Source organism: Pseudomonas izuensis (genome assembly GCF_002356535.2).
In the GTDB taxonomy this organism is placed as follows: Bacteria; Pseudomonadota; Gammaproteobacteria; order Pseudomonadales; family Pseudomonadaceae; genus Aquipseudomonas; species Aquipseudomonas izuensis.
Genome location: NZ_AP017423.2, coordinates 3,003,184 through 3,026,925, shown reverse-complemented (window position 1 = coordinate 3,026,925; position 23,742 = coordinate 3,003,184). Strand labels below are relative to the sequence as shown.

15 protein-coding genes are annotated in these 23,742 nt (G+C 57.8%); 10 read left to right on the top strand and 5 right to left on the bottom strand.

Features of this window, described 5'->3' with window-relative positions; all coding sequences use genetic code 11:
* The first annotated feature begins 2 nt into the window (after nucleotides 1–2).
* The 9 genes from LAB08_RS13575 to LAB08_RS13535 all read left to right on the top strand — a co-directional run bounded on the left by LAB08_RS13575 (nucleotide 3) and on the right by LAB08_RS13535 (nucleotide 10,979).
* The gene (locus LAB08_RS13575) at nucleotides 3–3,101 is read left to right on the top strand and encodes a multidrug efflux RND transporter permease subunit (RefSeq protein ID WP_096511716.1); all 3,099 of its coding nucleotides are present in this window, start codon (nucleotides 3–5) and stop codon (nucleotides 3,099–3,101) included.
* A 174-nt stretch (nucleotides 3,102–3,275) separates the two neighbouring features.
* Nucleotides 3,276–3,917 (top strand): DUF1345 domain-containing protein, encoded by a 642-nt coding sequence (locus LAB08_RS13570; protein WP_096511717.1) that lies wholly within the window; start codon nucleotides 3,276–3,278, stop codon nucleotides 3,915–3,917.
* 74 nt (nucleotides 3,918–3,991) lie between these two features.
* Entirely contained in the window at nucleotides 3,992–4,831 is an 840-nt protein-coding gene (locus tag LAB08_RS13565; RefSeq protein ID WP_096511718.1) for an AraC family transcriptional regulator, read from the top strand.
* Nucleotides 4,832–4,883: 52 nt separating this feature from the next.
* Nucleotides 4,884–5,492: a LysE family translocator gene (locus tag LAB08_RS13560; protein WP_096511719.1), complete on the top strand. Its 609-nt coding sequence runs from the start codon at nucleotides 4,884–4,886 to the stop codon at nucleotides 5,490–5,492.
* Nucleotides 5,493–5,622: 130 nt separating this feature from the next.
* Nucleotides 5,623–6,648 (top strand): LacI family DNA-binding transcriptional regulator, encoded by a 1,026-nt coding sequence (locus LAB08_RS13555; RefSeq protein WP_096511720.1) that lies wholly within the window; start codon nucleotides 5,623–5,625, stop codon nucleotides 6,646–6,648.
* Between the two features lie 152 nt (nucleotides 6,649–6,800).
* Complete coding sequence (locus tag LAB08_RS13550) at nucleotides 6,801–7,583, top strand: sugar phosphate isomerase/epimerase family protein (RefSeq protein ID WP_096511721.1); 783 nt, start codon at nucleotides 6,801–6,803, stop codon at nucleotides 7,581–7,583.
* Nucleotides 7,576–8,610, top strand: a complete 1,035-nt coding sequence (locus LAB08_RS13545) for a sugar kinase (RefSeq protein WP_254007530.1) — start codon at nucleotides 7,576–7,578, stop codon at nucleotides 8,608–8,610. Before LAB08_RS13550 ends, LAB08_RS13545 begins: the two co-directional genes overlap by 8 nt.
* 74 nt (nucleotides 8,611–8,684) lie before the next feature.
* Nucleotides 8,685–9,977, top strand: a complete 1,293-nt coding sequence (locus LAB08_RS13540) for an MFS transporter (protein WP_096511722.1) — start codon at nucleotides 8,685–8,687, stop codon at nucleotides 9,975–9,977.
* A gap of 24 nt (nucleotides 9,978–10,001) precedes the next feature.
* Nucleotides 10,002–10,979: a 2-hydroxyacid dehydrogenase gene (locus tag LAB08_RS13535; protein WP_096511723.1), complete on the top strand. Its 978-nt coding sequence runs from the start codon at nucleotides 10,002–10,004 to the stop codon at nucleotides 10,977–10,979.
* A gap of 145 nt (nucleotides 10,980–11,124) precedes the next feature.
* Here the strand turns inward: LAB08_RS13535 and LAB08_RS13530 are convergent, their stop codons facing one another.
* The gene (locus tag LAB08_RS13530) at nucleotides 11,125–12,312 is read right to left on the bottom strand and encodes a pyridoxal phosphate-dependent aminotransferase (protein WP_096511724.1); all 1,188 of its coding nucleotides are present in this window, start codon (nucleotides 12,310–12,312) and stop codon (nucleotides 11,125–11,127) included.
* 238 nt (nucleotides 12,313–12,550) lie between these two features.
* On the opposite strand from LAB08_RS13530, the gene LAB08_RS13525 reads away from it, so the two are divergent.
* Nucleotides 12,551–12,946 carry a LuxR family transcriptional regulator gene (locus LAB08_RS13525; RefSeq protein ID WP_367115884.1) on the top strand — a complete coding sequence of 132 codons (396 nt, stop codon included), beginning with the start codon at nucleotides 12,551–12,553 and terminating at the stop codon, nucleotides 12,944–12,946.
* Between the two features lie 120 nt (nucleotides 12,947–13,066).
* On the opposite strand, the gene LAB08_RS13520 is transcribed toward LAB08_RS13525, so the two are convergent.
* From LAB08_RS13520 to LAB08_RS13505, 4 genes are all read right to left on the bottom strand, one after another.
* Complete coding sequence (locus LAB08_RS13520; RefSeq protein ID WP_096511725.1) at nucleotides 13,067–17,722, bottom strand: RHS repeat-associated core domain-containing protein; 4,656 nt, start codon at nucleotides 17,720–17,722, stop codon at nucleotides 13,067–13,069.
* 100 nt (nucleotides 17,723–17,822) lie between these two features.
* Nucleotides 17,823–18,356, bottom strand: a complete 534-nt coding sequence (locus LAB08_RS13515; RefSeq protein WP_157755704.1) for a hypothetical protein — start codon at nucleotides 18,354–18,356, stop codon at nucleotides 17,823–17,825.
* 87 nt (nucleotides 18,357–18,443) lie between these two features.
* Nucleotides 18,444–21,332, bottom strand: coding sequence for a hypothetical protein (locus tag LAB08_RS13510; RefSeq protein ID WP_157755705.1), 2,889 nt, complete (start codon nucleotides 21,330–21,332; stop codon nucleotides 18,444–18,446).
* 55 nt (nucleotides 21,333–21,387) lie between these two features.
* On the bottom strand, nucleotides 21,388–23,682 hold the full coding sequence (locus LAB08_RS13505; RefSeq protein WP_096511727.1) for a hypothetical protein: 2,295 nt from the start codon (nucleotides 23,680–23,682) through the stop codon (nucleotides 21,388–21,390).
* Nucleotides 23,683–23,742 lie beyond the last annotated feature (60 nt).

Here is a 23,742-nt window from a genome sequence, read left to right as displayed (position 1 = left end):
TTATGCCGCAGTTCTTTATCGACCGCCCGGTGTTCGCCTGGGTGGTCGCCCTGTTCATCCTGCTCGCCGGTGCGCTGTCCATCCCGCAGTTGCCGGTGGCGCAGTACCCCGACGTCGCACCGCCACAAATTGAAATTTATGCCGTGTACCCCGGCGCCTCAGCGCAGACCGTGGACGAGAGCGTGGTCAGCCTGATCGAGGAAGAGCTCAACGGTGCCGACCATCTGTTGTATTTCGAATCGCAAAGCAGCCTCGGCAGCGCCACGATCAAGGCGACGTTCCAGCCCGGCACCGATCCGGAAATGGCCCAGGTGGATGTGCAGAACCGCCTGAAAGTCGTGGAGTCGCGCCTGCCGCAAGCGGTCAATCAACAGGGCTTGCAGGTAGAGAAAGTCTCCGCCGGTTTCCTGTTGTTGATCACCCTGACCTCCAGCGACGGCAAGCTCGACGACGTAGCGCTCAGCGACTACCTGGCACGCAACGTGATGAACGAGATCAAGCGTCTGGACGGCGTCGGCAAGGCCCAGTTGTATGGTGCCGAACGGGCCATGCGCATCTGGATCGACCCGCAGAAACTGATCGGTTTCAACCTCACCCCCGCCGACGTCAATGCCGCCATCGTCGCGCAGAACGCCCAGGTGTCGGCGGGCAGCATCGGTGACTTGCCGAGCCGCACCACTCAGGAGATCACCGCGACCATTCTGGTCAAAGGCCAGTTGTCGACCCCGGAAGAGTTCGCCGACATCGTGCTCAAGGCCAATCCGGACGGTTCCACTGTGCGCATCGCCGATGTGGCCCGGGTCGAGATCGGCAGCCAGGAATACCAGTTTTCCACGCGCCTGAACGGCAAGCCCTCGACCGCCGTCGGCGTGCAACTGTCGCCGGGGGCCAATGCCCTGAGTACCGCGACCCTGGTGCGGGCGAAGATGGATGAGCTGTCGCGCTACTTCCCGGCCAACGTCGAGTACAAGATCCCCTACGACACCTCGCCTTTCGTCAAAGTCTCGATCACCAAAGTGGTTTACACCTTGCTCGAGGCAATGGTGCTGGTGTTCGCGGTGATGTTCCTGTTCCTGCAGAACATTCGCTACACGCTGATCCCCACGCTGGTGGTGCCGGTGGCGCTGATGGGCACCTTCGCGACCATGTTGGCGCTGGGTTTCTCGATCAACGTGTTGACCATGTTCGGTATGGTATTGGCCATCGGCATTCTGGTGGACGACGCGATTGTGGTGGTGGAGAACGTCGAGCGGATCATGGCCACTGAAGGTCTTTCACCCAAGGACGCGACCCGCAAGGCCATGAAACAGATCACCGGCGCGATCATCGGCATCACCCTGGTGCTGGTGGCGGTGTTCATTCCGATGGCGTTCATGCAGGGTTCGGTCGGGGTGATCTACCAACAGTTCTCGTTGTCGATGGCCACTTCGATTCTGTTCTCGGCCTTCCTCGCCCTGACCTTGACCCCGGCACTGTGCGCGACCCTGCTCAAGCCGATTGCCAAGGGTGAGCATCACGAAAAAACCGGGTTTTTCGGCTGGTTCAACCGTCGCTTCGAGCAACTCACTGCACGTTATCAAGGGTGGGTCGCCTACGCGCTAAAACGCAGCGGTCGTTACCTGCTGATCTATGGGGTGCTGCTGGTCGGCCTGGGGCTGTGCTTCAGTCGTCTGCCCTCCTCGTTCCTGCCGGTGGAGGATCAGGGCTATACCATCACCGACATTCAACTGCCACCGGGCGCGAGCAAAAACCGCACGGTGCAGGTGGTCGAGCAGATCGAAGCGCACAACGCCACCGAGCCCGGCGTCGGTGACAGCACCGTGATTCTCGGCTTCAGCTTCTCCGGCAGCGGCCAGAATGCGGCACTGGCGTTTACCACGCTCAAGGACTGGTCCGAGCGTGGCGGCGATGACTCGGCGAGTTCGATTGCCGACCGCGCCAACATCGCCCTCGGCCAGATCAAGGACGCCATGGCCTTCGCGGTCTTGCCGCCCCCGGTGGACGGCCTCGGCACCTCCAGTGGCTTCGAATTCCGCTTGCAGGACCGTGGCGGCCTGGGCCATGACACATTGATGCGCGCACGCACCGAATTGCTGGCCGCCGCCGAGAAGAGCCCGATCCTGATGAACGTGCGTGAAAGCGCCCTGGCTGAAGCGCCGCAAGTGCAATTGATCGTCGACCGCAAGCAGGCCAATGCCTTGGGTGTTTCTTTTGCCGACATCGGCAGCGTGCTGTCCACCGCCGTCGGTTCGAGCTACATCAACGACTTCCCCAATCAGGGACGGATGCAGCGGGTGGTGGTCCAGGCTGAAGGCGATCAGCGCAGTCAGGTCGACGACCTGTTGAAGATCCACGTGCGCAACAATGCCGGGAACATGGTGCCGCTGTCGTCCTTCGTCCAGGCCAAATGGACCCAAGGCCCGGCGCAGTTGACCCGCTACAACGGCTATCCGGCGATCAGCATCTCGGGCGAGCCGAAACCGGGCCACAGCACTGGCGAAGCCATGGCTGAAATCGAGCGTCTGGTGGCACAAGGGCCGGCCGGATTGGGTCAGGAATGGACCGGCCTGTCGTTGCAGGAACGCTTGTCCGGCAGTCAGGCACCGATCCTTCTCGGCTTGTCGCTGCTGATCGTGTTCCTGTGCCTGGCGGCGTTGTACGAGAGCTGGTCGATCCCGACCTCGGTGCTGCTGGTAGTGCCGCTGGGTGTGCTCGGCGCGGTGTTGGCGGTGACCGTCCGAGGCATGCCCAACGACGTGTTCTTCAAGGTCGGCTTGATCACCATCATCGGTCTGTCGGCGAAGAACGCGATCCTGATCATTGAGTTCGCCAAGAGCCTGGTCGACGAAGGCCACGACCTGATCGACGCCACCCTGCAAGCCGCGCGCCTGCGATTGCGGCCGATCGTGATGACGTCCCTGGCGTTCATCCTCGGCGTGGTACCGCTGGCCATCGCCACCGGCGCCAGCTCGGCCAGCCAGCAAGCCATCGGCACAGGGGTGATCGGCGGAATGATCACCGCGACACTGGCGGTGATATTTGTGCCGATGTTTTTTGTGGTGGTGATGAAGCTCGTTCACAAACGCCACAAGAATCCCTAACCCACACCACCGTCCCTGTAGGAGCGAGGCTTGCCCGCGAAGAGGGAGTGTCATCCAACATCAATGTTGGATGTCACGGCCTCCTCGCGGGCAAGCCTCGCTCCTACAAGGGACGATGTTCGGCCTCAGGATCTGGGCTAAGGTGTTTGCAATACCCCGACCCATCGAGCCCCCATGCCCTACCTCACCCACACCCACCCTCGCCTGTCCGCCGCCACGACACTGGGCATCGCCGCGGGCATCCTGATTCCCGCCGATTCGATCATCAACAAAATCCTCATCGGCTGGAACACCGGGGTCTGGACCTATCTGGTGCTGATGCTCTGGCTCACCGTGCGCTCCAAGGCGCCGGACGTGAAGCGCATTGCCGAGATCGAGGACGAAAACGCCGGGCTGGTGCTATTGGTGGTGTGCATTGCGGCGCTTGCCAGCCTGGCCACCATCACCTTCGAACTGGCGGGCAGCAAGGACCTGGAAACCACCCGCAAGCTGCTGCATTACGGTTTTACTGCGTTGACGGTGTTTGGCTCATGGTTGCTGATTGGCGTGATATTCAGCGTGCACTACGCGCGCTTGTTTTACACCTGGGAAGGCAAAGACCCGGCGCTGCGATTTGCCGAGGGCTTGACCACACCCAATTACTGGGACTTTTTGTACTTCTCGTTCACCCTCAGCGTGGCGGTGCAAACCTCGGACGTTGGCGTGGCGACACGGGAATTGCGCAAGATTGTGCTGGCGCAGTCGCTGATTGGATTTCTGTTCAATACAGCGATACTCGGATTCTCGATCAACATCGCCGCCGGGCTGTTCAACTGATCCGTGCACAAACGTTCTAGTCATCGGCCCTGCGCGGGCGTTAAATGGATCGGCAATTCTCCCGCAGGTGCTGCATGAACGCTCATAACTGGATCGACCTGAAACAGGACGCCGACACCGGCATCGAGACCCTGCGCGCGCATTTCCAGGGGCATGCCTACGATCCGCACTGGCATGACAGTTATCTGGTGGGGGTCACCGAGCAAGGCGTGCAGCAGTTCAACTGTCGGCGAGCGAAACACCAGAGCACACCGGGCAAGGTGTTTTTGCTGGAGCCGGGTGACATCCACGATGGTGAAGCGCCGACCGACGACGGCTTCACGTATCGCATGCTGTATATCGATCCGCAGTGGCTGACGCGAGAACTCGGCGCGGTGTTCGACAAGGCTCCAGACAACAGCGAATTGAGTTTTGCCAACACACTCACCACCGACCTGCCACTGGCCCATGCCACTGCATTGGCCTTTGAAACCCTGCATAGGGGTGAGCTGAAAATCGTCCGCCAAACGGCGCTCGATGCCTTGCTCGAGGGCCTGACCCGCCACCTGCACTGGCGCACCCGCTATGACCAGGACCCGCGCCTGCCGTTGGTGGCGCAGAAGGCGCGGGAGTATCTGCACGCCAATGCGCAATACGACATCGGCCTCGACCAGCTGGCCGCCGCCACCGGCGTCGATCGCTTCCGCCTGACCCGCGCGTTCAAGGCGGCTTATGGCATGGCGCCCCATGCTTATCTGGTGCAGTTACGACTGGCCACCGCCCGGCGTATGTTGTCCCAAGGCGAACAGCCAACGACTGTAGCGATGACGCTGGGTTTCGCCGATCAGAGCCATCTGGGTCGCTGGTTCGTGCGCGCCTACGGCCTGACACCCGCGCTGTACCGCAAGCGTTGCTCAAATCTTCCAGACAGGTAACCCCGACCGAGAAGAAGATCAATTCACTGATCTTTACCGGAGTTTGCCTGCGATGCTGTCCTCTTTCCCGACGTTTCTTCCCTTCTTGATGTTTGCCTTTGTGGCCGCGATCACCCCGGGGCCGACCAATATTCTGGTGCTGAGCAACAGTGCGCGATTCGGCCTGTTAGCCGCCGTGCCGATCATCCTGGGCGCCTGTGTCAGCGCAGCGCTCCTTGTGCTGGTGGTGGGCACGGGCGCCGGCTCTTCGCTCACTCAATGGCCCCTGTTACAGACGGTCATGCAATGGGCCGGCGTAGCGTGGTTGAGTTATCTGGCGTGGCAGATTTTCCGCACCCCGGCCGTCGCGATCACCGCGCAAGTAACCGGTGCCCGTCTTGGCGCCTTGGGCGCCGCCAGCTTGCAATGGATCAATCCGAAAACCTGGATGATGGCGCTGGCCGTGGTCAGCGTTTTCGCTGGTGCCGGTGAGGATCGGCTGATGCATGTGCTGTACCTGTCCATAGCTTTTTTTCTGATCTCGCTGCCCTGTCTCGGTGTCTGGGCGTTGCTCGGTGCTGGCTCCAGTCGCTGGTTGCGCTCGCCCCCTGCCATGCAATGGTTCAATCGCTGCATGGCCCTGTTGTTGTTGGGCTCTGCGTGGTTGAGCGTTTTGGCGTAAGCCCATTTGTCGGACAATTGCCAACGCGGGGCTTGACGGCGAATCCGCTTTTGGTGTCTTCTGAAACCGGTTTCAGTGCAACCCCGCGACGCACTCAAACCTTATAAATCCAATAACAAGGTTTCAGCCCGTGAACGATTTCTCCGCCGCCCAGCGCAGCCGCGTAACCATGCTCGACGTGGCCGAACACGCCAAGGTCTCCAAGGCCAGCGTCTCGCGGTTCATCGGCGAAGACCGCGCCCTGCTCTCCGATGCCATCGCCCTGCGCATTGAACAGGCAATTGCCGAGTTGGGCTACCGCCCGAACCAGATGGCTCGCGGCCTGAAGCGCGGGCGTACGCGCTTGATCGGCATGCTGGTGGCCGACATCCGTAACCCTTATTCGATTGCCGTGATGCACGGGGTGGAAACCGCCTGCCGTCAGCACGGCTACAGCCTGGTGGTGTGCAACACCGACCGCGACGATGAGCAGGAGCGCCAGCACCTGGCCTTGCTGCGTTCGTACAACATCGAAGGCTTGATTGTGAATACGCTCGGCCACCACCGCGACGAGTTGCATGAACTGCACCGGGAAATGCCCCTGGTGCTGGTGGACCGCAAGGTCGCGCACCTCGAGAGCGATATGGTCGGGCTGGACAATCCGCAAGCCGTCGACCTGGCCCTCGATCATCTTGAAGAACGTGGCTACCGGGACGTGCTGATGGTGACTGAGCCGTTTGATGGCACCAGTTCGCGGATCGAACGCGTGAACCGTTTCAAAGAGCAGATCGCACAACGGTCGGCGCTGAGCGGCACGATCATCGAAACCGGCAGTGAACTGATCGAACATCTCAAAGCTTTTCTCGACACACCTGGCCACGGCCCGAAAGCGCTGTTTTGCGCCAACGGGATTGCGGCGTTGGCCAGCACCCATGCTTTGCGGGAGCTCCAGTGCAATTTGTTCGAGGACGTGGGCCTGATTGCCCTCGATGACCTGGATTGGTATCCGTTGGTGGGCAGCGGCATCACTGCCCTCGCCCAGCCGACTGCTGAAATCGGCGCGAGCGCGTTTGAATGCTTGCTCAAGCGATTGCGGGGTGATGACGGCCCGCTGCGGACCCTGGATTTTTCGGCGCGGTTGATTGTTCGGGGGTCTACCCGTGGGATTTCTCGGTGATTGTTCTGGCCCCTTCGCGAGCAGGCTCGCTCCCACAATGGATCTGCGTAAACCAATCCACTGTGGGAGCGAGCCTGCTCGCGAAGAGGCCCACAAGATCACCGCCTATTTTTTTGAACAAAAATGAAACCGGTTTCAGAGGTAGAAAAATAATGAACACACCCGCCGTTTCCATCAGCCTCTCCAGCTACGGCGCCGATCTGGTGCGCCAACGGGGCCAGGGCAGTTTCATCGACGTGCTGGCCGCCGCGGGGGCCACGCACATTGAGTGGCGTGAAGAATTGCTGACCGGTGAAGCGCCTGTACAACTGGCCAACGCAACACAGACCAAAGGGCTGCAAAGCGTGTACTCCTCGCCCATGGAACTGTGGCTGGCCGGCCAGTCGAAACCTAACTTCGAGTTGATGAGTGCCCTGCAACGCGCCCGGGCGTTCGGCGCCAAATGGCTCAAGGTTTCCCTGGGCTACTTCACCGACAACAACGACCTGCAAGCCCTGGCCAACACACTCGCGCAAAGCCCGGTGCAATTACTGGTGGAAAACGACCAGACCCTGCACGGCGGCCGCATCGAACCCTTCCAACGCTTTTTCAATGAAGTCGAACAGCACAGACTGCCGATCAAGATGACCTTCGATATCGGCAACTGGCATTGGCAGGATCAATCCGCCGCCAGCGCCGCGCGTCTCCTCGGTCGTCATGTGGGCTATGTGCATTGCAAGGCGGTATCACGCCGGGCCGATGGCAAACTGGTCGCCATACCGCCGGCCGCCAGCGACTTGCACCAGTGGGAACAACTGCTTCGGCACATGGCCCAAGGCGTCATGCGCGCCGTGGAATACCCGCTGCAAGGCGACGACCTGGTTCAGCTCACCCGCGAACATGTCGCCACCCTCGCCCGACTGGGTGAATCCCGGCTGGAGAACGCCCATGTCTGAGATCGATATCCTCTCGTTCGGCGAAACCATGGCGATGTTCGTCGCTGACCAGAACGGCGACCTGGCCAAGGTCGACCACTTTCACAAGCGCATTGCCGGAGCAGACAGCAACGTTGCCATCGGGTTGTCGCGCCTGGGTTTCAAGGTGGCATGGCTGAGCCGGGTGGGCGATGACTCGCTGGGGCGTTTCGTGGTCGATACGCTGAAAAAAGAAGGGCTCGATTGCAGCAACGTGGTTGTCGACCCCGCGCATCCGACCGGTTTTCAACTCAAATCCCGTACCGATGATGGCGACGATCCGGTGGTGGAATACTTCCGGCGCGGCTCGGCGGCGAGTCATTTGTCACCGCAATCCATCGTTCCCCAATTGCTCAAGGCTCGGCACCTGCACGCCACCGGCATTCCTCCGGCGCTCTCCGCCACTGCGCGGGAAATGTCCTTTGAACTGATGACCCGCATGCGTGATGCAGGGCGCAGCGTCTCTTTCGACCCGAACCTGCGCCCGAGCCTGTGGGCGAGCCAGCAAGAGATGATCACCGAAATCAATCGCCTTGCCGCCCTCGCCCATTGGGTGCTGCCTGGCTTGAGTGAAGGTCGCTTGCTGACCGGTTTCGAAGACCCGGCTGACATTGCGGCGTTCTACCTCAACCAGGGCGTTGAAGCGGTGGCAATCAAGCTCGGCCCACATGGTGCTTATTACCGCACGCAGCTGGATGAGGGATTCGTTGCCGGTGTGCCGGTGGAAACGGTGGTCGACACCGTGGGCGCCGGCGACGGGTTTGCAGTCGGCTTGATCAGCGCGCTGCTGGAAAACCACAGCATTGTCGACGCCGTGAAGCGGGCCAACTGGATTGGCAGCCGTGCCGTGCAGAGTCGGGGGGATATGGAGGGGTTGCCGACCCGACTTGAGATGTATGGCGAATTTGAGGCCGCCATCGCGGGCAAGCCCGCTCCCACAGGTTTTTGTGGTGAACAACAATTTGATATCCACAACAAATCCCTGTGGGAGCGGGCTTGCCCGCGATGAGACCGGAACTGTCACTAAAGATCCAAAAACCGTTACCTGCTGCGACAAAAACAACAAGCTCAGGAGCACCACTGATGAAAACCGCAACCCTCGCCGCCCGCCGCTGGTGGTACATCATGCCCATCGTGTTCATCACCTACAGCCTGGCGTACCTGGACCGTGCCAACTACGGTTTCGCCGCCGCCTCGGGCATGGCCGCCGACCTGATGATCACCCCGGGCCTGTCGTCGATGCTCGGCGCACTGTTCTTCCTTGGCTACTTTTTCTTCCAGGTACCCGGCGCGATCTACGCGCAAAAGCACAGCGTGAAGAAGCTGATTTTCGTCAGCCTGATCCTGTGGGGCAGCCTGGCGACCCTGACCGGGATCGTCTCCAACGCCTACTGGCTGATCGTCATCCGCTTCATGCTCGGCGTGGTCGAAGCCGCCGTGATGCCAGCGATGCTGATCTACCTGTGCCACTGGTTCACCCGTGCCGAACGTTCCCGGGCCAACACCTTCCTGATCCTCGGCAACCCGGTGACCATGCTCTGGATGTCGGTGGTCTCGGGCTATCTGGTGCAGCACTACAGCTGGCGCTGGATGTTCATCATTGAAGGCTTGCCGGCGGTGCTCTGGGCATTTATCTGGTGGAAGCTGGCCGATGATCGTCCCGCACAGGCCAAGTGGCTCAGTGATCAGGAGAAACAGGATCTGGAAAGCGCCCTCGCCGCCGAACAGGTCGGCATCAAGGCGGTGAAAAACTATGCTGAAGCCTTCCGCTCGCCAAAAGTGATCCTGCTGGCCTTGCAGTTTTTCTGCTGGAGCATCGGCGTCTATGGCTTCGTGCTGTGGCTGCCATCGATCCTCAAGGCCGGCGCGCAGATGGACATGGTCCAGGCCGGCTGGCTCTCGGCGCTACCGTACCTGGCGGCGGTCATCGGCATGCTGCTGGTGTCCTGGGGCTCGGACAAATTGCAGAAACGCAAACGCTTCGTCTGGCCGCCGCTGCTGATCGCCTCGATTGCCTTCTACGGCTCCTACGCCCTCGGCGCTGAACATTTCTGGTGGTCCTACACCCTGCTGGTGATTGCCGGTGCCTGCATGTACGCACCTTACGGACCATTCTTCGCCATCATCCCGGAAATCCTCCCGGCCAACGTCGCCGGAGGTGCCATGGCCCTGATCAACAGCATGGGTGCCCTTGGTTCGTTTGGCGGCTCCTATCTGGTCGGTTACCTGAACAGCTCAACCGGTTCGCCCGGCGCCTCGTACCTGTTGATGAGCGGTGCCTTGATGTTCTCGGTGGTACTGACGATTTTCCTCAAGCCCGGCGCCAGTGACCGGGCGCGGCCCCCGGTTGCCGTGACCCGTCCCGCCCATTCCTGAATAGAAGAAGTTGAGAGACACGCGATGAAAAAGCAGGTTGTGCTGTACAAGAAACTCTCGCCGGCGCTGATGGCCAGGCTTCAGGAACACGCTGAAGTCACCCTGATCGACAGCCTCGATGCCGAAGGCCTGGCCCGATTGCGCGCCGCCCTGCCCCATGCCCACGGTTTACTCGGTGCCAGTCTGAAACTGGATGCTCAGTTGCTTGATCTGGCACCGAATCTGGAGGCCATCGCCAGCGTCTCGGTGGGCGTCGACAACTACGACATCGACTACCTCACCGAACGCCGCATCCTGCTCACCAATACCCCGGACGTGCTCACCGAAACCACCGCCGACACCGGCTTCGCCCTGATCCTTGCCACCGCCCGGCGCGTGGTGGAGCTGGCGAACATGGTTCGCGCCGGTCAATGGCAACGCAACATCGGCCCGGCGCAATTCGGCAGCGATGTGCACGGCAAGACCCTCGGAATCATCGGCATGGGGCGCATTGGCGAGGCATTGGCCCAACGCGGGCATTTCGGTTTCGGTATGCCGGTGATCTATCACAGCCACTCGCCGAAACCGGCGGTGGAGCAGCGATTCAATGCGCAGTACCGCAGTTTGCCGGAGCTGTTGCAACAGGCGGATTTTGTTTGTCTGACCTTGCCGTTGACGGCTGAAACTGAAGGGTTGATCGGTGCGCAGCAGTTCGCACAAATGCGCCCCGAGACGATCTTCATCAATATTTCACGGGGTAAGGTGGTCGACGAAAAGGCGCTGATCGAGGCGTTGCGGGCGGAGCAGATTCGCGCCGCGGGGCTGGATGTGTTTGAGCGCGAGCCGCTCGATCCGGATTCGCCGTTGTTGCAGTTGGATAACGTGGTGGCGACTCCGCATATCGGCTCGGCGACCCATGAGACGCGGGAGGCCATGGCCGGGTGTGCGGTGAACAACCTGCTGGCGGCGCTGGCGGGCGAGCTGCCGAAGAATCTGGTGAATGTGCGGGCGTGGAAGGATTAAGACATTCGGCGTTTGTCAGTCAGTCTTCGCGAGCAGGCTCGCTCCCACAAAGGATCTTCAGTGGACACAAAATCTGTGTTCAACACAGGTTCACCGTGGGAGCGAGCCTGCTCGCGAAGAGGCCGGTACAGACAAGACAAAACCATCAGGCCCGGCGCGCTTCCAAAAGGTCCATCGCACACAACGCAATTCGCCGGCAGGCATCCGCCAGTTTCAATTGATCCACGACCAACCCCAGGCGAATGTGCCCTGCCGCGCTCGGCCCGAATGCCTCCCCGGCCAGTACCGACACGCCATACCCCTCCAGCAATCGTTCTGCAAAGTGTTGGGCAGACAATCCGGTCTGGCGCACATCGACCATCACGAACATCCCGCCATCCGGCCGAATCGCCCGCAGGCCCGGACATTGGTTCAGGCTTGCACACACCAGATCGCGACGCTGGCGGTACTCCTCGCGCATCATTGCCACTTCAGGCAAATCCTCATCCAGCGCAAGCTGTGCCGCGTTCTGAATGAATTCGGGAATGCCGAACAACATGCACATCGACAAATTCACCAGATGCTCGGCCATGGATTTGGGCCCGATCACCCACCCCACTCGCCAGCCGCTCATGGCGTGGGATTTGGACAGGCTGTTGATGGTCGTGGTGCGCTCGGCCATGCCCGGCAGGCTGGCCGGGCTGATGTGTTCGCCTTCGTACAGCAGTTCGCTGTAGACCTCGTCGCTGATCAGCCACAGGTCGTGGCGCACGCACAACGCTGCCAGTTCACGCCAGATTGCCAGCGATAAATTCGCGCCCGACGGATTATTCGGACTGTTGAGCAGAATCGCTCTCGTTTTCTCAGTGATACGCACGGCGATGTCTGCGGGGTCGACCCGAAAGCCGTTATCCGGCCGCACAGGCACGGCCACCACTTTCGCCCCACAGGCGCCAATGACGCCTTCATAGGTGACGTACATCGGTTCGGCGACGATCACTTCGTCGCCCGGATCGAGCAGGCATTGCGCAACCGAATACACCGCGCATTGCGCGCCGGGCATCACGATCACGTGGTCGGCGTCCACCACCTGCCCACTGCGTTGCTGGTGCCGCCGGGCAATGCTGTCGCGCAAGCCCTGACTACCGCGTATCGCTGGATAGTGAGTGTCTCCGGCCAGCAAGCTGGCAACGGCTGCCTCCACAATAGGTGGCGGCGTATCGAAATCCGGATCGCCGATGGACAACAGCAGCACATCGACGCCCTGCTCGCGCAATTGCAGCGCTCGATCATGAATCTGCCAGGCTGCTGCGCCGTCACCGGCAATTCGTTGAGTCAAGGCTGAATAGCGCATGTCGTTCTCCATATCGCGCGGGATCCAGCCTCTACCCTATCTCAAATCACGCAACTCGCCAGCATGGCGAACAGCTTTCCAGCGTAACTCTGCCGATGAAGAGCTACTGGTCGGGAAGGGAAGAATTTTTAAACTACAAAAGCACATTTATTCAGCAAGTTACGATTGTCGAAGACTGCTGCCTGTAATTTGTGACAGGTTCCATGATTTTCTATTCGGGATATAAGGAAATCGAACCTTGCGTTGCCTGTCATGGCATCCGAAGGATGGCCGCGCGTACCTCGCCATCGTGGAGCAGGACGATCCTGCGGCCCCCGCAATCATTGATGATTTATGGGAGATTCCCGACATGTTCCGTGCCGACTCAGCCACAGTCACATCTTCTTCATCCCCGGCCCACCTCAAGCATCCCGAAACGGAGCGTCCCGCCGCCGTTACCCTGACCGCGCGTGAAAAAGAAGTACTGCGCTGGAGCGCCATTGGCAAATCATCCTGGGAAATCGGGCGGATTTTCAACTGCACCGAAGCCGGTGTGAATTATCACTTTGCCAATATTCGACGCAAATTCGGCGTGAGCTCTCGTGGGTGTGCAGTGGTCAAGGCGTTGGAGCTGGGGTTGATTGAGTTGCCTTGAGGCTGACTTTGAGTGTGCGTCGGTTTCGCCCAGAATTGAAGAACAGCAGCAACTTAGTCTGCCCGGTAAGAAAAAATCCATGCTCGCCTTACCTGCGGCGAGCATGGACAGGTCCGTCACTTACTTGCGAATTGATTCTGCGGCTTCCGCTGCCTGGCTCCACTTTTTACTCCCTATATTCTTTGTCATGCTCTTGAACATCGACTCCGGGTTATCGGCTCTGTGCATTAATTGCTGCAGCCCGGATGGTGGGTCCGCTAATGATTCTCCAAACTTGGGGCCCCTTACGTACGAAAGAGATTGATTAGTCGGCGCCATTTGCGTGATACGTCTTTGATTGAGTTCCTCCGTATTCACCTCTCTCCAGAAACTACTCTTAGTATTCGAATTAACTTTCGCCCTTTGTCTCGCGAACTTATCAGCTTTAGCGTTTGTTTTTGCTACTGACTTGGCTTGGGAGGGAACACTTGTGCTCTGACCAGCTTTTGAGCCTGAGTCAGTTGCTTTGGTTACTTTCCTTGCGGCACCTGCTGCCTTTGCTGTTTTCACGCCGCTGCTGGTCGCTTTTGCTCCAGCGCTCGCCTTGGAACCAAAGAACTTCGCAACCCATGCAAAAAAGCGAAATTTCCCCGTGGGATCCTCAAAATTAGCCGGATCATTTCCACAATACGCATACGGGTTTACACCGCCCTCCTCAAACGGACTTTCGCGGTCCGGGCTATGGAATCTCATCAGCGTCGGATTAAAGGAACGATGCCCATCCCCCAACAAATAGGATCCCGTGACTACTTCACGAAGCTCTCCGTTGTACCCCAAAGCCCCACTCCCCACCGGGTCATCCCCACGGTAGCCATACACCGAGTACGCATTATCCTTACGACCCGATTGACTGACCTCGCTCATCACACTGTTCTTGAGATCACTGGCCAGCAACAGGGACTTTGGGCTCGCACCAGCCTGGTGCTCGGCGAGCACAACCTCATGACCACGCATGAAGGTGCTGCTGGTGGCGCCCTTGATCTGATTAGCCAGTAGATCACCCTGATAAAAGCGTTGCTCAGCGCCAGTGCCATCGTTCATGGCAACCGCTTTGTCCAGCGGATCGTAGCCGTAGCTTCTCGACGCCCCACTTGACGAGCCGCTGACGCTGATCAACCGGCCGAGGGCGTCGTAATCAAGTGTGCGTTTTTCTTCATCGAGGATCAGGTGGCCATCCAGGTTGTATTTCAAATCAATCTGCGGCGGGTAGTCCGCATGATTGTTCGTGACCTTGCTCAGTTGTGTCTTGTCCGGGTTGTCATAGAAATATCTCGCCCGGTTGAAGGCGCTGCCGAAATAGGTCATCAGCAACGTAATGTTATCCAGGGCATCGAAACTGAAAATCTGCTGGGAGATCAGCTTGCCATAGGGATCTACTGGCGGTTGCGTGCCCGTGCATCCGTAGTTGGTCAATCGCCCGCGCAGGTCGTATTCATAGGTTTCATCGCGCAACAGGGTGGCGCCCTCCATCAGGGTCCGCTGCTTCAAGCCATCGACATCGTTGTAAACCTGACTCAATTCCTGCCTAAGCCCGTTGAGGTCGAACCTGCGCAGGGTTTCCCGATCGAACTCATCGTATTGCAGGGTGATACCTACGCTTTGCCCACTGGCGCTGTCGCCGGTATGAATAGTTGCAGTGCGGTTCAACGAATCGTAAGTAAACGCCGAAGCGGTGGTACCCAACACGGTTTTTTTCAATCGCCCCTGCGGGTCATATTCATAGTCCTGCTTTTGGCCCAGAACATCGGTGTAACCCAGCAAACGGCCCAGTCGGCTGTACTGATAAGTCATGGTGAACTCGTTGCCGCCCACTTCCCGTTTTTCGCTTTTCAACTCACCCGTGCTGAAGTACGCCCGGGTGAGCTTCAGGCCTTGCTCCTCACAAGCGAGCAGGCGCGCGTTTTTGTCATCGTATACATAAGTAGCCTCGTCAAAAACGCCCTGGGCCCCGGCCTGTGGCAACCGCCGCAAAACAGGCTCGGCCCCCAACAGTGGCTGATAGCGATATTCGATGACTTCCCCGCTCGGCGTGGTCACTGTTTTGGGTTCGGTTTGTCCAGGTTCGAAGGTGAACACCTGCTTGCGACCGCCGGTGACCGATTCGATCATGCGTCCCATCCCGTCGAACGTCTGGGTCCCCAGCTGAATGTTGTCGACGCTGATCGCGGTCGGTAAATCCTCGTCGCTGTGTGGCGCATAGCTGCGTTTAACCACCGCCTTGTCTGGCAAGGTACTTTCGATCATCCGATCGAAAGCGTCGTAGCCATAGGTCGTGTCTCGTTGCACCGCACCGAAACCGACAGTCTCTTTGTGGGTGCGCCCCAGGCCGTCATACACATTTTGCTGCAGGCTGATGCGCTGGTTGTTCAGATCGAACCGCTCCGTGCGAACCGGCTTGTCGAACAGATTGATCCAGGTTTCGGTCACACCGCTTTTCATCGGCGTGGCACCGGTGCCTTCGCGCCAGCTGCGCTGGATCGGCCCACTCCACGCAGACGTACCGATGGGGTCGGTTACTTCGAATGTTTTCACACCGTCCGGGCCGGTCACGCAGCATTGCGCGCCCCAGTCGTCATACTCAAAGGAACTGGTCAGGGCCAGCGCCTGCCTGTCCAGCCAGTCAAACTCGGTCTCTGTCTTCAGACGATTCCACTCGTCATAGGTGGCTGCATAGATTTGACGGGGCGCAGTGCCGCCTGCCGGATCGTCAACGTCATCGCGCTCTTCGTAGATCGCCCGGTTGAGGCCGTCAAACGTTGTACGGGTCTTTACGTTCTTGACGTCGAACAACCGCTGTTCAGCCTGGTCACCGGTATTGGCGCACAGCTGGTATTCATAATGACGCGTGGCTTCGTATTGTGTGCCGGGTGCCACGGTTTCGCGGGTCACCCTGCGAAGTACATCGTAGACAGTGCGGATTTCGACATCGTTATCGTCACGATTGAGCAAGGGATCGCCACTGAGCAACGAATGCTGGAGGGTGATGATCTTTTCCACGTTCCGGCCATTTTGCCCATGGTCGAAACCGGTCAGGTGTTCAACGATCTGCAACACGCTTCCGTTCAACACAGGACCGTTGATGATGCTGTAGGCATAAGTGGTGACTGTGTCGAGTTGATTCATCGTCACCGTCTGCCGCTCGACACGCCCGTGCAGGAAGGGATCGCCCGGCTTGTTGATGTGCGTGTAGACCGTGCGCTGCAACTCGGTTTCGCCGCCCGCCTCCACCTGTACCCGTTTTTGGGTTTCAACCGTGCGCCAGTCCGGCAACGGGCTGCCGGTCACGGGTGGCAAGGTCTTGTAGGTGTAGTGGGTCCGCAGTGTCGGCGCCTTGCCATCGGGTGATGGCGCCGGGGTGACCGTCAGGTCCTTGATGTCCCGCACGAAACTGTCCGGACCGGTTGCGGGGTGCCAGGTGCTGGTTTCGATCACACCATTGGCCTGTTTCTGCGTCAGCAGGTTGCCGTGGACGTCGTAGGTGCTACTGACGGTTTCGCTGCGCTGGCGAGTGGCATCGTTGAGCAGCGACCAGGTGGTTTTGACCTCCTTGGGCAATTGGAAATAGCTGGGCTGCTGGTCGAACGAAGCGTTCGGGGTCAGGTGGTAGGTGGTGTCGACGGTCTGAACGTTGTTGTTCTGAGTGGTCTTTTCCCGGGTCAACAGGTGGAAGCGGTTGAATGTACGTTCGATCGTGCGTTCCGGCTTGCCGGCCACCAACAGGGTTTCAACACACTGATAATCGTAGTCGCCCGGGTGCTTGTAGAGGTTGTCCAGGCCGTCGTCATCCCAGGAAAAACCAAGACCGAAACCGAGAAAGTTAAACCCCTGCGGATAGGCATAGCCCACCTGGATCATGGGCTGGCCGAAGCCGGGGAAGGTGCGGTGCTCGGTCACCCGCGGCAACGGTTTACGACCGCTGCTTGCCGGGAACTGATGGCCGAGGTCCTGATAACGGATTTCCTCACGGCCGCCGGTGGGTGTTTCCACCGTGCTGATGCAGACATGATCCTTCTCAATCACGTAACCGAAGCGCCAGGAGGCCTGGTTGTCGGTGGGCAAGGTGATTTTGCTCACGTATCGCTCGGAACCTTGCAGCGTCATGCCAAAGTTTGCCAGCGGGCCACCGCCCGGACCGGAAGACGGGTACAGCAGCACCTCGACCGACGCGCTGTCACGTTTGACCGATAACAGCGTCTGGCCCGAATCATCCTTGATCCAGGCCAGGATCTGGTGCACACCACTGAACGGCGTATAGCCCAGCGTGACCTTGTGCCCCTCGGGCGCATGAATCTCGACAGGCAGGGCGACCCGATTCTGGGCACTGCCGAGCACTTCGAGAATTTCGACCAGCCCGGATTTGTGCACCACGCGGTAGCGGTTGCTGCCCTCCTGGTAGAAACGGAAGCTGTCGAGTTTCTTTTCCTTCATCACCAGTTGACCGGTCTGGCTGTCGGTGCCCGTGACCTTGAATCTTTCGCCGGTACTCAACGACAGGATCTGATCGGCGGGGGTGTATTGCGACAGTTCCAGGTTCCAGCCCAGGCCCCAACCGCTGTCCTGGGTATTGAGCGAGTTGTACCGCAAGTCCAGCCCAAACCCTGGACCGCGCAGGCTATTTGTCTTGACGTCGGGTAGAGTGATCGTAAATGTATATTGTCCGGTGCGTGGGTCGACACCGCCTTTGTGGTAACTCATGAAGTTGAAGGCGTTTGAGTGTACGGATGTTGAAATGGTCATTTTTAGCTTCGCCAGTTAAATTAAGAGACACCTGTAGACACCAGGCAACAATCCTTTGGCCATAGGCAGGTCACCGTCTTGCTGGTAAACCGCGAATCTTTCAAGGTCGTTTAGATACGTAATATCTGACACACTCAAGCTCGGCCTTTATATCTCCGAAATCGTAATGGTGGCGAACCATCTTTACACCCGCCTTTACAATATCCCCGACTTTATGAGCATTCAATGTCGGTATCGATATCCAACCCGTCGTTGTAGGCTGCTTATACGTCTGAACTCCGTACCACCATTCATTATGAGTGGACCCTTCACGTTTACAACCTTCATCCGAATGAAATTCAAAAATAGCCGCAGAGGGTGCATTATCCAACGAAAAATAACTGTAGACGTCATAATCGCAGCCGGGCATATAATCAAGGTCCCACTTATGGTACTTATGATCAGGATATTCAGGATCATCGGGCAAAGCAGCTTCATTAGGCTCCGGAAGTGTAATCGAGCATGATTTACCGCCACCATCCGAATTCTCTGCAAGCCTCAAGCTGGCTGCCCCCGCCGTATTGAACACACTGCATCCGGCTAATAGTCCTATCACAAACAGAGTCGCCACTGAAAACATTGTCAGAAATCTCATAATAACTTCCTCAGATTTTAACCATGCACACTCAGCCCCTTGCATTAGCCAGAGCCAAGTCATCTACCCATTACAAAACAGCCGTCGCTATGGGACCGGAGTAAACAACGTGTGCATCAATCTATTACGACGCCCCACAGTGGTACTCGGAAGGAACGAAATTCGCCGTTTATGTGGATTACCATTTTTATCAATCAGCAATACCGCGAGGTCTCGCGCCAACTTGGCTCGCGACGGATCCGTCAACCGCACATAATTAATGCGATCGGAGCGCTGTAATGTGATCACCAGCATGCCTTCCTCGAACACTGACTGATCGATGGGAGGGTTCAGCGTTTCATTCTTTACGATATTCTTGGTGACCTCATCGACTCGGACCCTGGAATCAGCAGGTTTCAACGGATCCCTGAAGATATAGCCTGTCCAGCTGCACATTTTTTCGGCGAGTTGTTCGCTCTCGTAAAGAAGGCTCGAGGTATTGATCGTTTTTCCATCCACAGGCAAAAACTCCATCGTTTCGAAAGGAGACCCTGTGGTTCCCGGCCTACCTGTGTAAGCAAACTTCCAGTAATCGAGCGTGCGCAAATGGAAGTCAAAATCGTCATCCGGATTCGTCGGTTCCCCCGGCAGCGAACCGCTTCCTCCATCGACCCTGACCCGAAATAAACTGTAGTCCTCCGCCGTAGTCACTGGAATCGACCGTGGCGTAACGTCGATCGTGCTATTGATGTCGGTCAGATCGGTAGAACGCCACCAGCGCTTGTCACTGTCAGCCTGAAAAGTCGCATGGAAGGTCGCCGCGGCGTTAGCTTTCTCCCGCGTGTGGATGTAAATATCCTGTACACTGACGGCGGCCAGGATGGTATTGGGGGAGCCACCAGGATTGGCGGAAACCGGATTGGCCAACTGAAACCGGTTGGGGATCAAACGAGTACGCCACACCTGATCGTCCCCTTCCGGAATGCCGTCGAGGGCCTCGTCCACCGACTCGATTTCGGCTTTCGAGGCATTGTCGACCAAGCGCATGCTGGCCATTTCCATGACGCTCAACGGGTACTCTTTGCCGTCTACCAGACCGGTCTCGACGGTGATCTGAGCCCGCGCCTGCTGATAACCGTTGGTAAACAGGGAACCAATACGCCCATTATCGAGCCCCCCCGGAACCTTGATCTTGAATTGCACGAGATCCTTCCAGGTAGGTTCCGGTTCTTGTTCGGAACGATCGATAGCACTGTATCCACTGGAAAAAACCACGCCATTTCGCACGATTTGACACTGTACGATGCTGGTCGCCGTGGCGCCCTGCGCCGGCGCGGTGTAATGCCCGTTGGCATCGACGGTGCCGCCACCACTGACAACCTTCCACCGCCTGGGAATGTCCGGCAGTAGCGTTGGATCGTCCTTGAGCACAACAACCACGGACTTCTTGACTGCCGGCACATAGGGAGGATCGACCCGTAAAAATTGCTGTGCTTTGAGCAGCAAGAGCGACGCCTGGCGCGGCTCGTTACCCGCAACCTCAATCTGCTGCACAGCCAGGCCTCTGTCTTTGGATCGGGCATTGGCGGTAAACAACGCTTGATTACCGCTCGGGGTCAAGGTCCCATATTCCGGAGCGAGCAACTTCCAGTTCAGGGGGACATCACCCAGTGTCGACGCCCTCAACACCAAGGGGCGTGATTGAGCGGTTGTCGAATAAACGCTCATTCGCGGAGCGATCGTCGTGTTGTCGTACACCACCCGCAATAAGGCCGATGCCGTGAAAGTCTTGTCCGCATCGACATACTCGGCGGTCACCACCACGTGGGAGACATCATGCCCGATCCGTATGGATGGAGGGGATGTATAGAGTCCATTTGCAATAGCGCCATGGCCTTCGGTGGTATGGCTTTGCAGGCTGACGGCGCGCCAGCGACTGGCCTGAATCACCTCTCCCTTGCCGTTTCGCAGGGTAAAGCGCTGTGTTTCTCCAGCCTTGATAGTGTTGAAAGTGGGCTCCAGGGTGAGGAGCGTTTGTTTCGGACTGATATTACCGACGATGAACCCATCAGCGGGTGAATGCCGAGAGCTCTCTACAAAGGCATGTTGCCCCGGAAAGAGCAAACTACTAAGTACCTCAATATTGTTATCCACGATATGCGAAAGCATATCCTTTGCCACAATCAATGATGCAGAATATTTTTCACTCCCGTCTGGATTCAAGTCATTCGGAATGAAATACGGAAAGTCTCGGGGCAGTGGAAATTGTCCGGGGCCGGTGTTGCCCCGAAGCTGTATAGGAATGACCACTGCCCCATCGCCATAGTTACTGGCGCCAAGTACTTTTGCACCGGGTGCGGCTTGCGTCAGAATACGAAACGAAACCGGATTCAACTGGTTATAGCCCTTGAGTTCCACCATCCCCAACTGATAGTTCCGTCGATGCGGTGGCAGTTCTTCGAAGCGTTGTTTGAAATAGTTGGCCAGTCGACCATTAAGCGCCTCATCATCGCCCCCCAGATTGCATCGAAAGTCGGCTGCTTTCGATAGATCCAATGTAACTTTCCCCTGACGATCGACTTCACCAATCACCATCGACAACCTGACTTCCATCTCCAGAACATAGTCTTGCGCCTCCGTGATACTGAAGGCCGACAACACGACATCCTTGGCGCCTGGCATCTTGCGTATGGAGGTATAACGACCGGCCACGATTTTCATCGTCAAGACAGCAGTCGAATCACTAAATGATGCTTTATTGAACGACAGCAGCGGATGCCCTAATGAAATATCTTCTAACTTAACCTCATCATCCTGGCCATTGCCCGCTAAGCTGCCGCCAAACAATGGCATAAACCCCAGACCACTGTATCGCTCTATGAACTGTTGCTCCAACAACCGATTCAGACGACTACGACTCATGATTGAAATGGCGCCCCACCCATTCGTTACCGGGCCTTTTTCCATTTCCTTAAGCAAACCTGTCAAATTTGACATGATATGACCCTCTGCCTTGATGTAGAAAACAAAGCATTGAATTAGCGTTGAATCGTTACTCGGCCAGTGACTTAAGTACTGTTGGGAAATTTTTGAGGGGTATCGGTAAAATCAGATGACCTAGAAACTGACCCAATATTGGATCATCGTACTCCGCCATAACCAGAACAAAATGTTCCTTGGCGAGCGGGTCCTCGTAATAGACACCCGACGAATCGATCTCTCCCGGCCCGTTAATCGCCACTGACCATTTCGCAGGGACTGGCCGACTGTTCACAAAGGCCTGCAATTGAATCTGCCCCTCCGGTTGGCCAGGGTCCAGGACCGGCTTTATCGTTGCTCCAGGCTCGTGCTGCATCACCAGCACCCACGCAGATCCGACCTCACCGGTTTGGCTGTTTTTGGCCTCGATTTGATCGAGAACATAGGTTTGATTTGCCACTTTCGGCGCGGCGACATAAGTGCGATCACTCTCAGGCAGGTTGCTGTCAACCAGGGTTCCGCTTTGCCCTGGAACAGGATTCTTGATTGACCACTCCAGGGGCTCTCCACCGATCCCGCCGGCCGACAGCTCCACTCGTTCACTGTGAAAGCATGTCTGGATTCGAGGATTGACCGTTACCGGATCCGATTGAACCGTGACCAGCGATACACTCCGCTCGCTGGTGTCCTCATCAGTGGCAGTGATCAATACACGGTTGTATGTGCCTTGAATGGCATGGCGAGGAGGAGCCTTATACAGGCCATGATCATCGATGCTGCCAGGGTCGCTGCCGCTGCCGGAGAAGTTTTCCACGGCCCACTTCACCGCGCGTGGAGGCTCGATCCCCAACTGCAGGGTTTTACCGGCAGCCACCAGCGATTGCGGCTGGACAATTGAAAACGATGAATCGCTCGTACGCCCGACACAGAACTTCGCGTGGTCCAAAGGCAGGGCTTCGACAATCGGATGCAAATAGCTTTGGCCGACTATATCGAGCTCCGCCAGTGCATCCCGGGAGGAGGTTGCCGTCAAGGTGTTGGAAAAGGACTCAAGGAGCGCCCGTTTGACGGTCTGCGCGACGAACGCCTCGATGTGTTCCAGCAGTTTCGGATCAATCGTGCCAGGTAGTCCGGAAACATGACGCACTTCCTGCGTGCTTTCATAGGGCACCCACAACTCACCCAGCATGCCCTGGTCTTCGGCGTCATCCGCGGAAAAATGGAACTCATGGTCCAGAAGGATCCTGAACGTGGCGGTATGGGGTTGCCAAGTGGTACCGCCCACAGGACGGTATTTGAATGACAGAAGCAAGTCAGCTGGCCAGCGTTGTTTTACCTGGTGTTCGAAGAACTCGATGGTCAAGGGCGACGCCCCGCCCTTCGCCTGAAGTTCAAAGGCGTCGGACTCGAACTCATGTTCGAGGCTCCGGTAGCTTGCATCAGGCGCGTGCAATGCACCGCTCTTGGCCACCATTTTCGTCAGCGTGCCGAACTCATCGGTAAGCCGCTCGAACTGCACATGGGGGAGCGCCTTTAGCACTGCATCCCCGAATGCCGCGCGATGGATCAATGCTCGGGAAAACAATGCCGTCCCCGACCAGGACCGCTGTTCGTCATCGTCCGGAATCAGATTCCTGAAATCCTCGTCTTTGGGATAACCACCTTTCCTGCCTTGTACCATGCTCGTAAACAAGAGCAGTTCACCCTCTTCGTTCAGCGCCTGTGCCGCCGGCACCCGGGTGGCGCGCTTCTGGCTTCGAACATCAATGCTGCGACTTTGCATGAATGGGTTTGCATCTTCAGTGAACTGACTGAGGGGGAGAATCCGCTTGTCGGCGCTCAATTCCTTGAAGCGCTCCAGAAAGTGTTTGCCTGCTTCCTGTTGCTGCAGTTCCGTATGAAACAACGTCAGAAAAGGTTCTTCGCCTTCCGCCAGGTCCACCCAAGCACGGCTGGAATCGGTACGCACCGGCACGTGCATGCGCAATTTCGCTCCATCCAGGGGGTCCATGGTCGAAAGCCGGATGATCCGTTTCTGCCCTTGGACGGTTTCCACCATCATCAAGGTTCCCCCCACCACATTTTGGCTCAGCCCTGTTTTTGAACTTTGCAGCGAGGCATTTTCGTAGGTGGTCGCCGGTGCATCCAACTTCACACCGGACAAGATTTGAGTGATGTTCGTCTGGGGAATCGGAATCGATACACCGATGTCGCCCAGGTCACTGCCCTGGCTCAAACGCCGAATATGGTCATTGCGCAACTCACGATTAATCGTTTGGCCGCTCAACGCAACGATCAAGTCCCAGTCGTGCATCTGCGAGGCATCTTTCATCCACGCCAACAAACTCTCCACAGTATTACCGGCCATGACAGTGACTCCCCATCGCATATTCAGTAGTGATCAATGCTTTGTTCGCCTCGCGCGAGG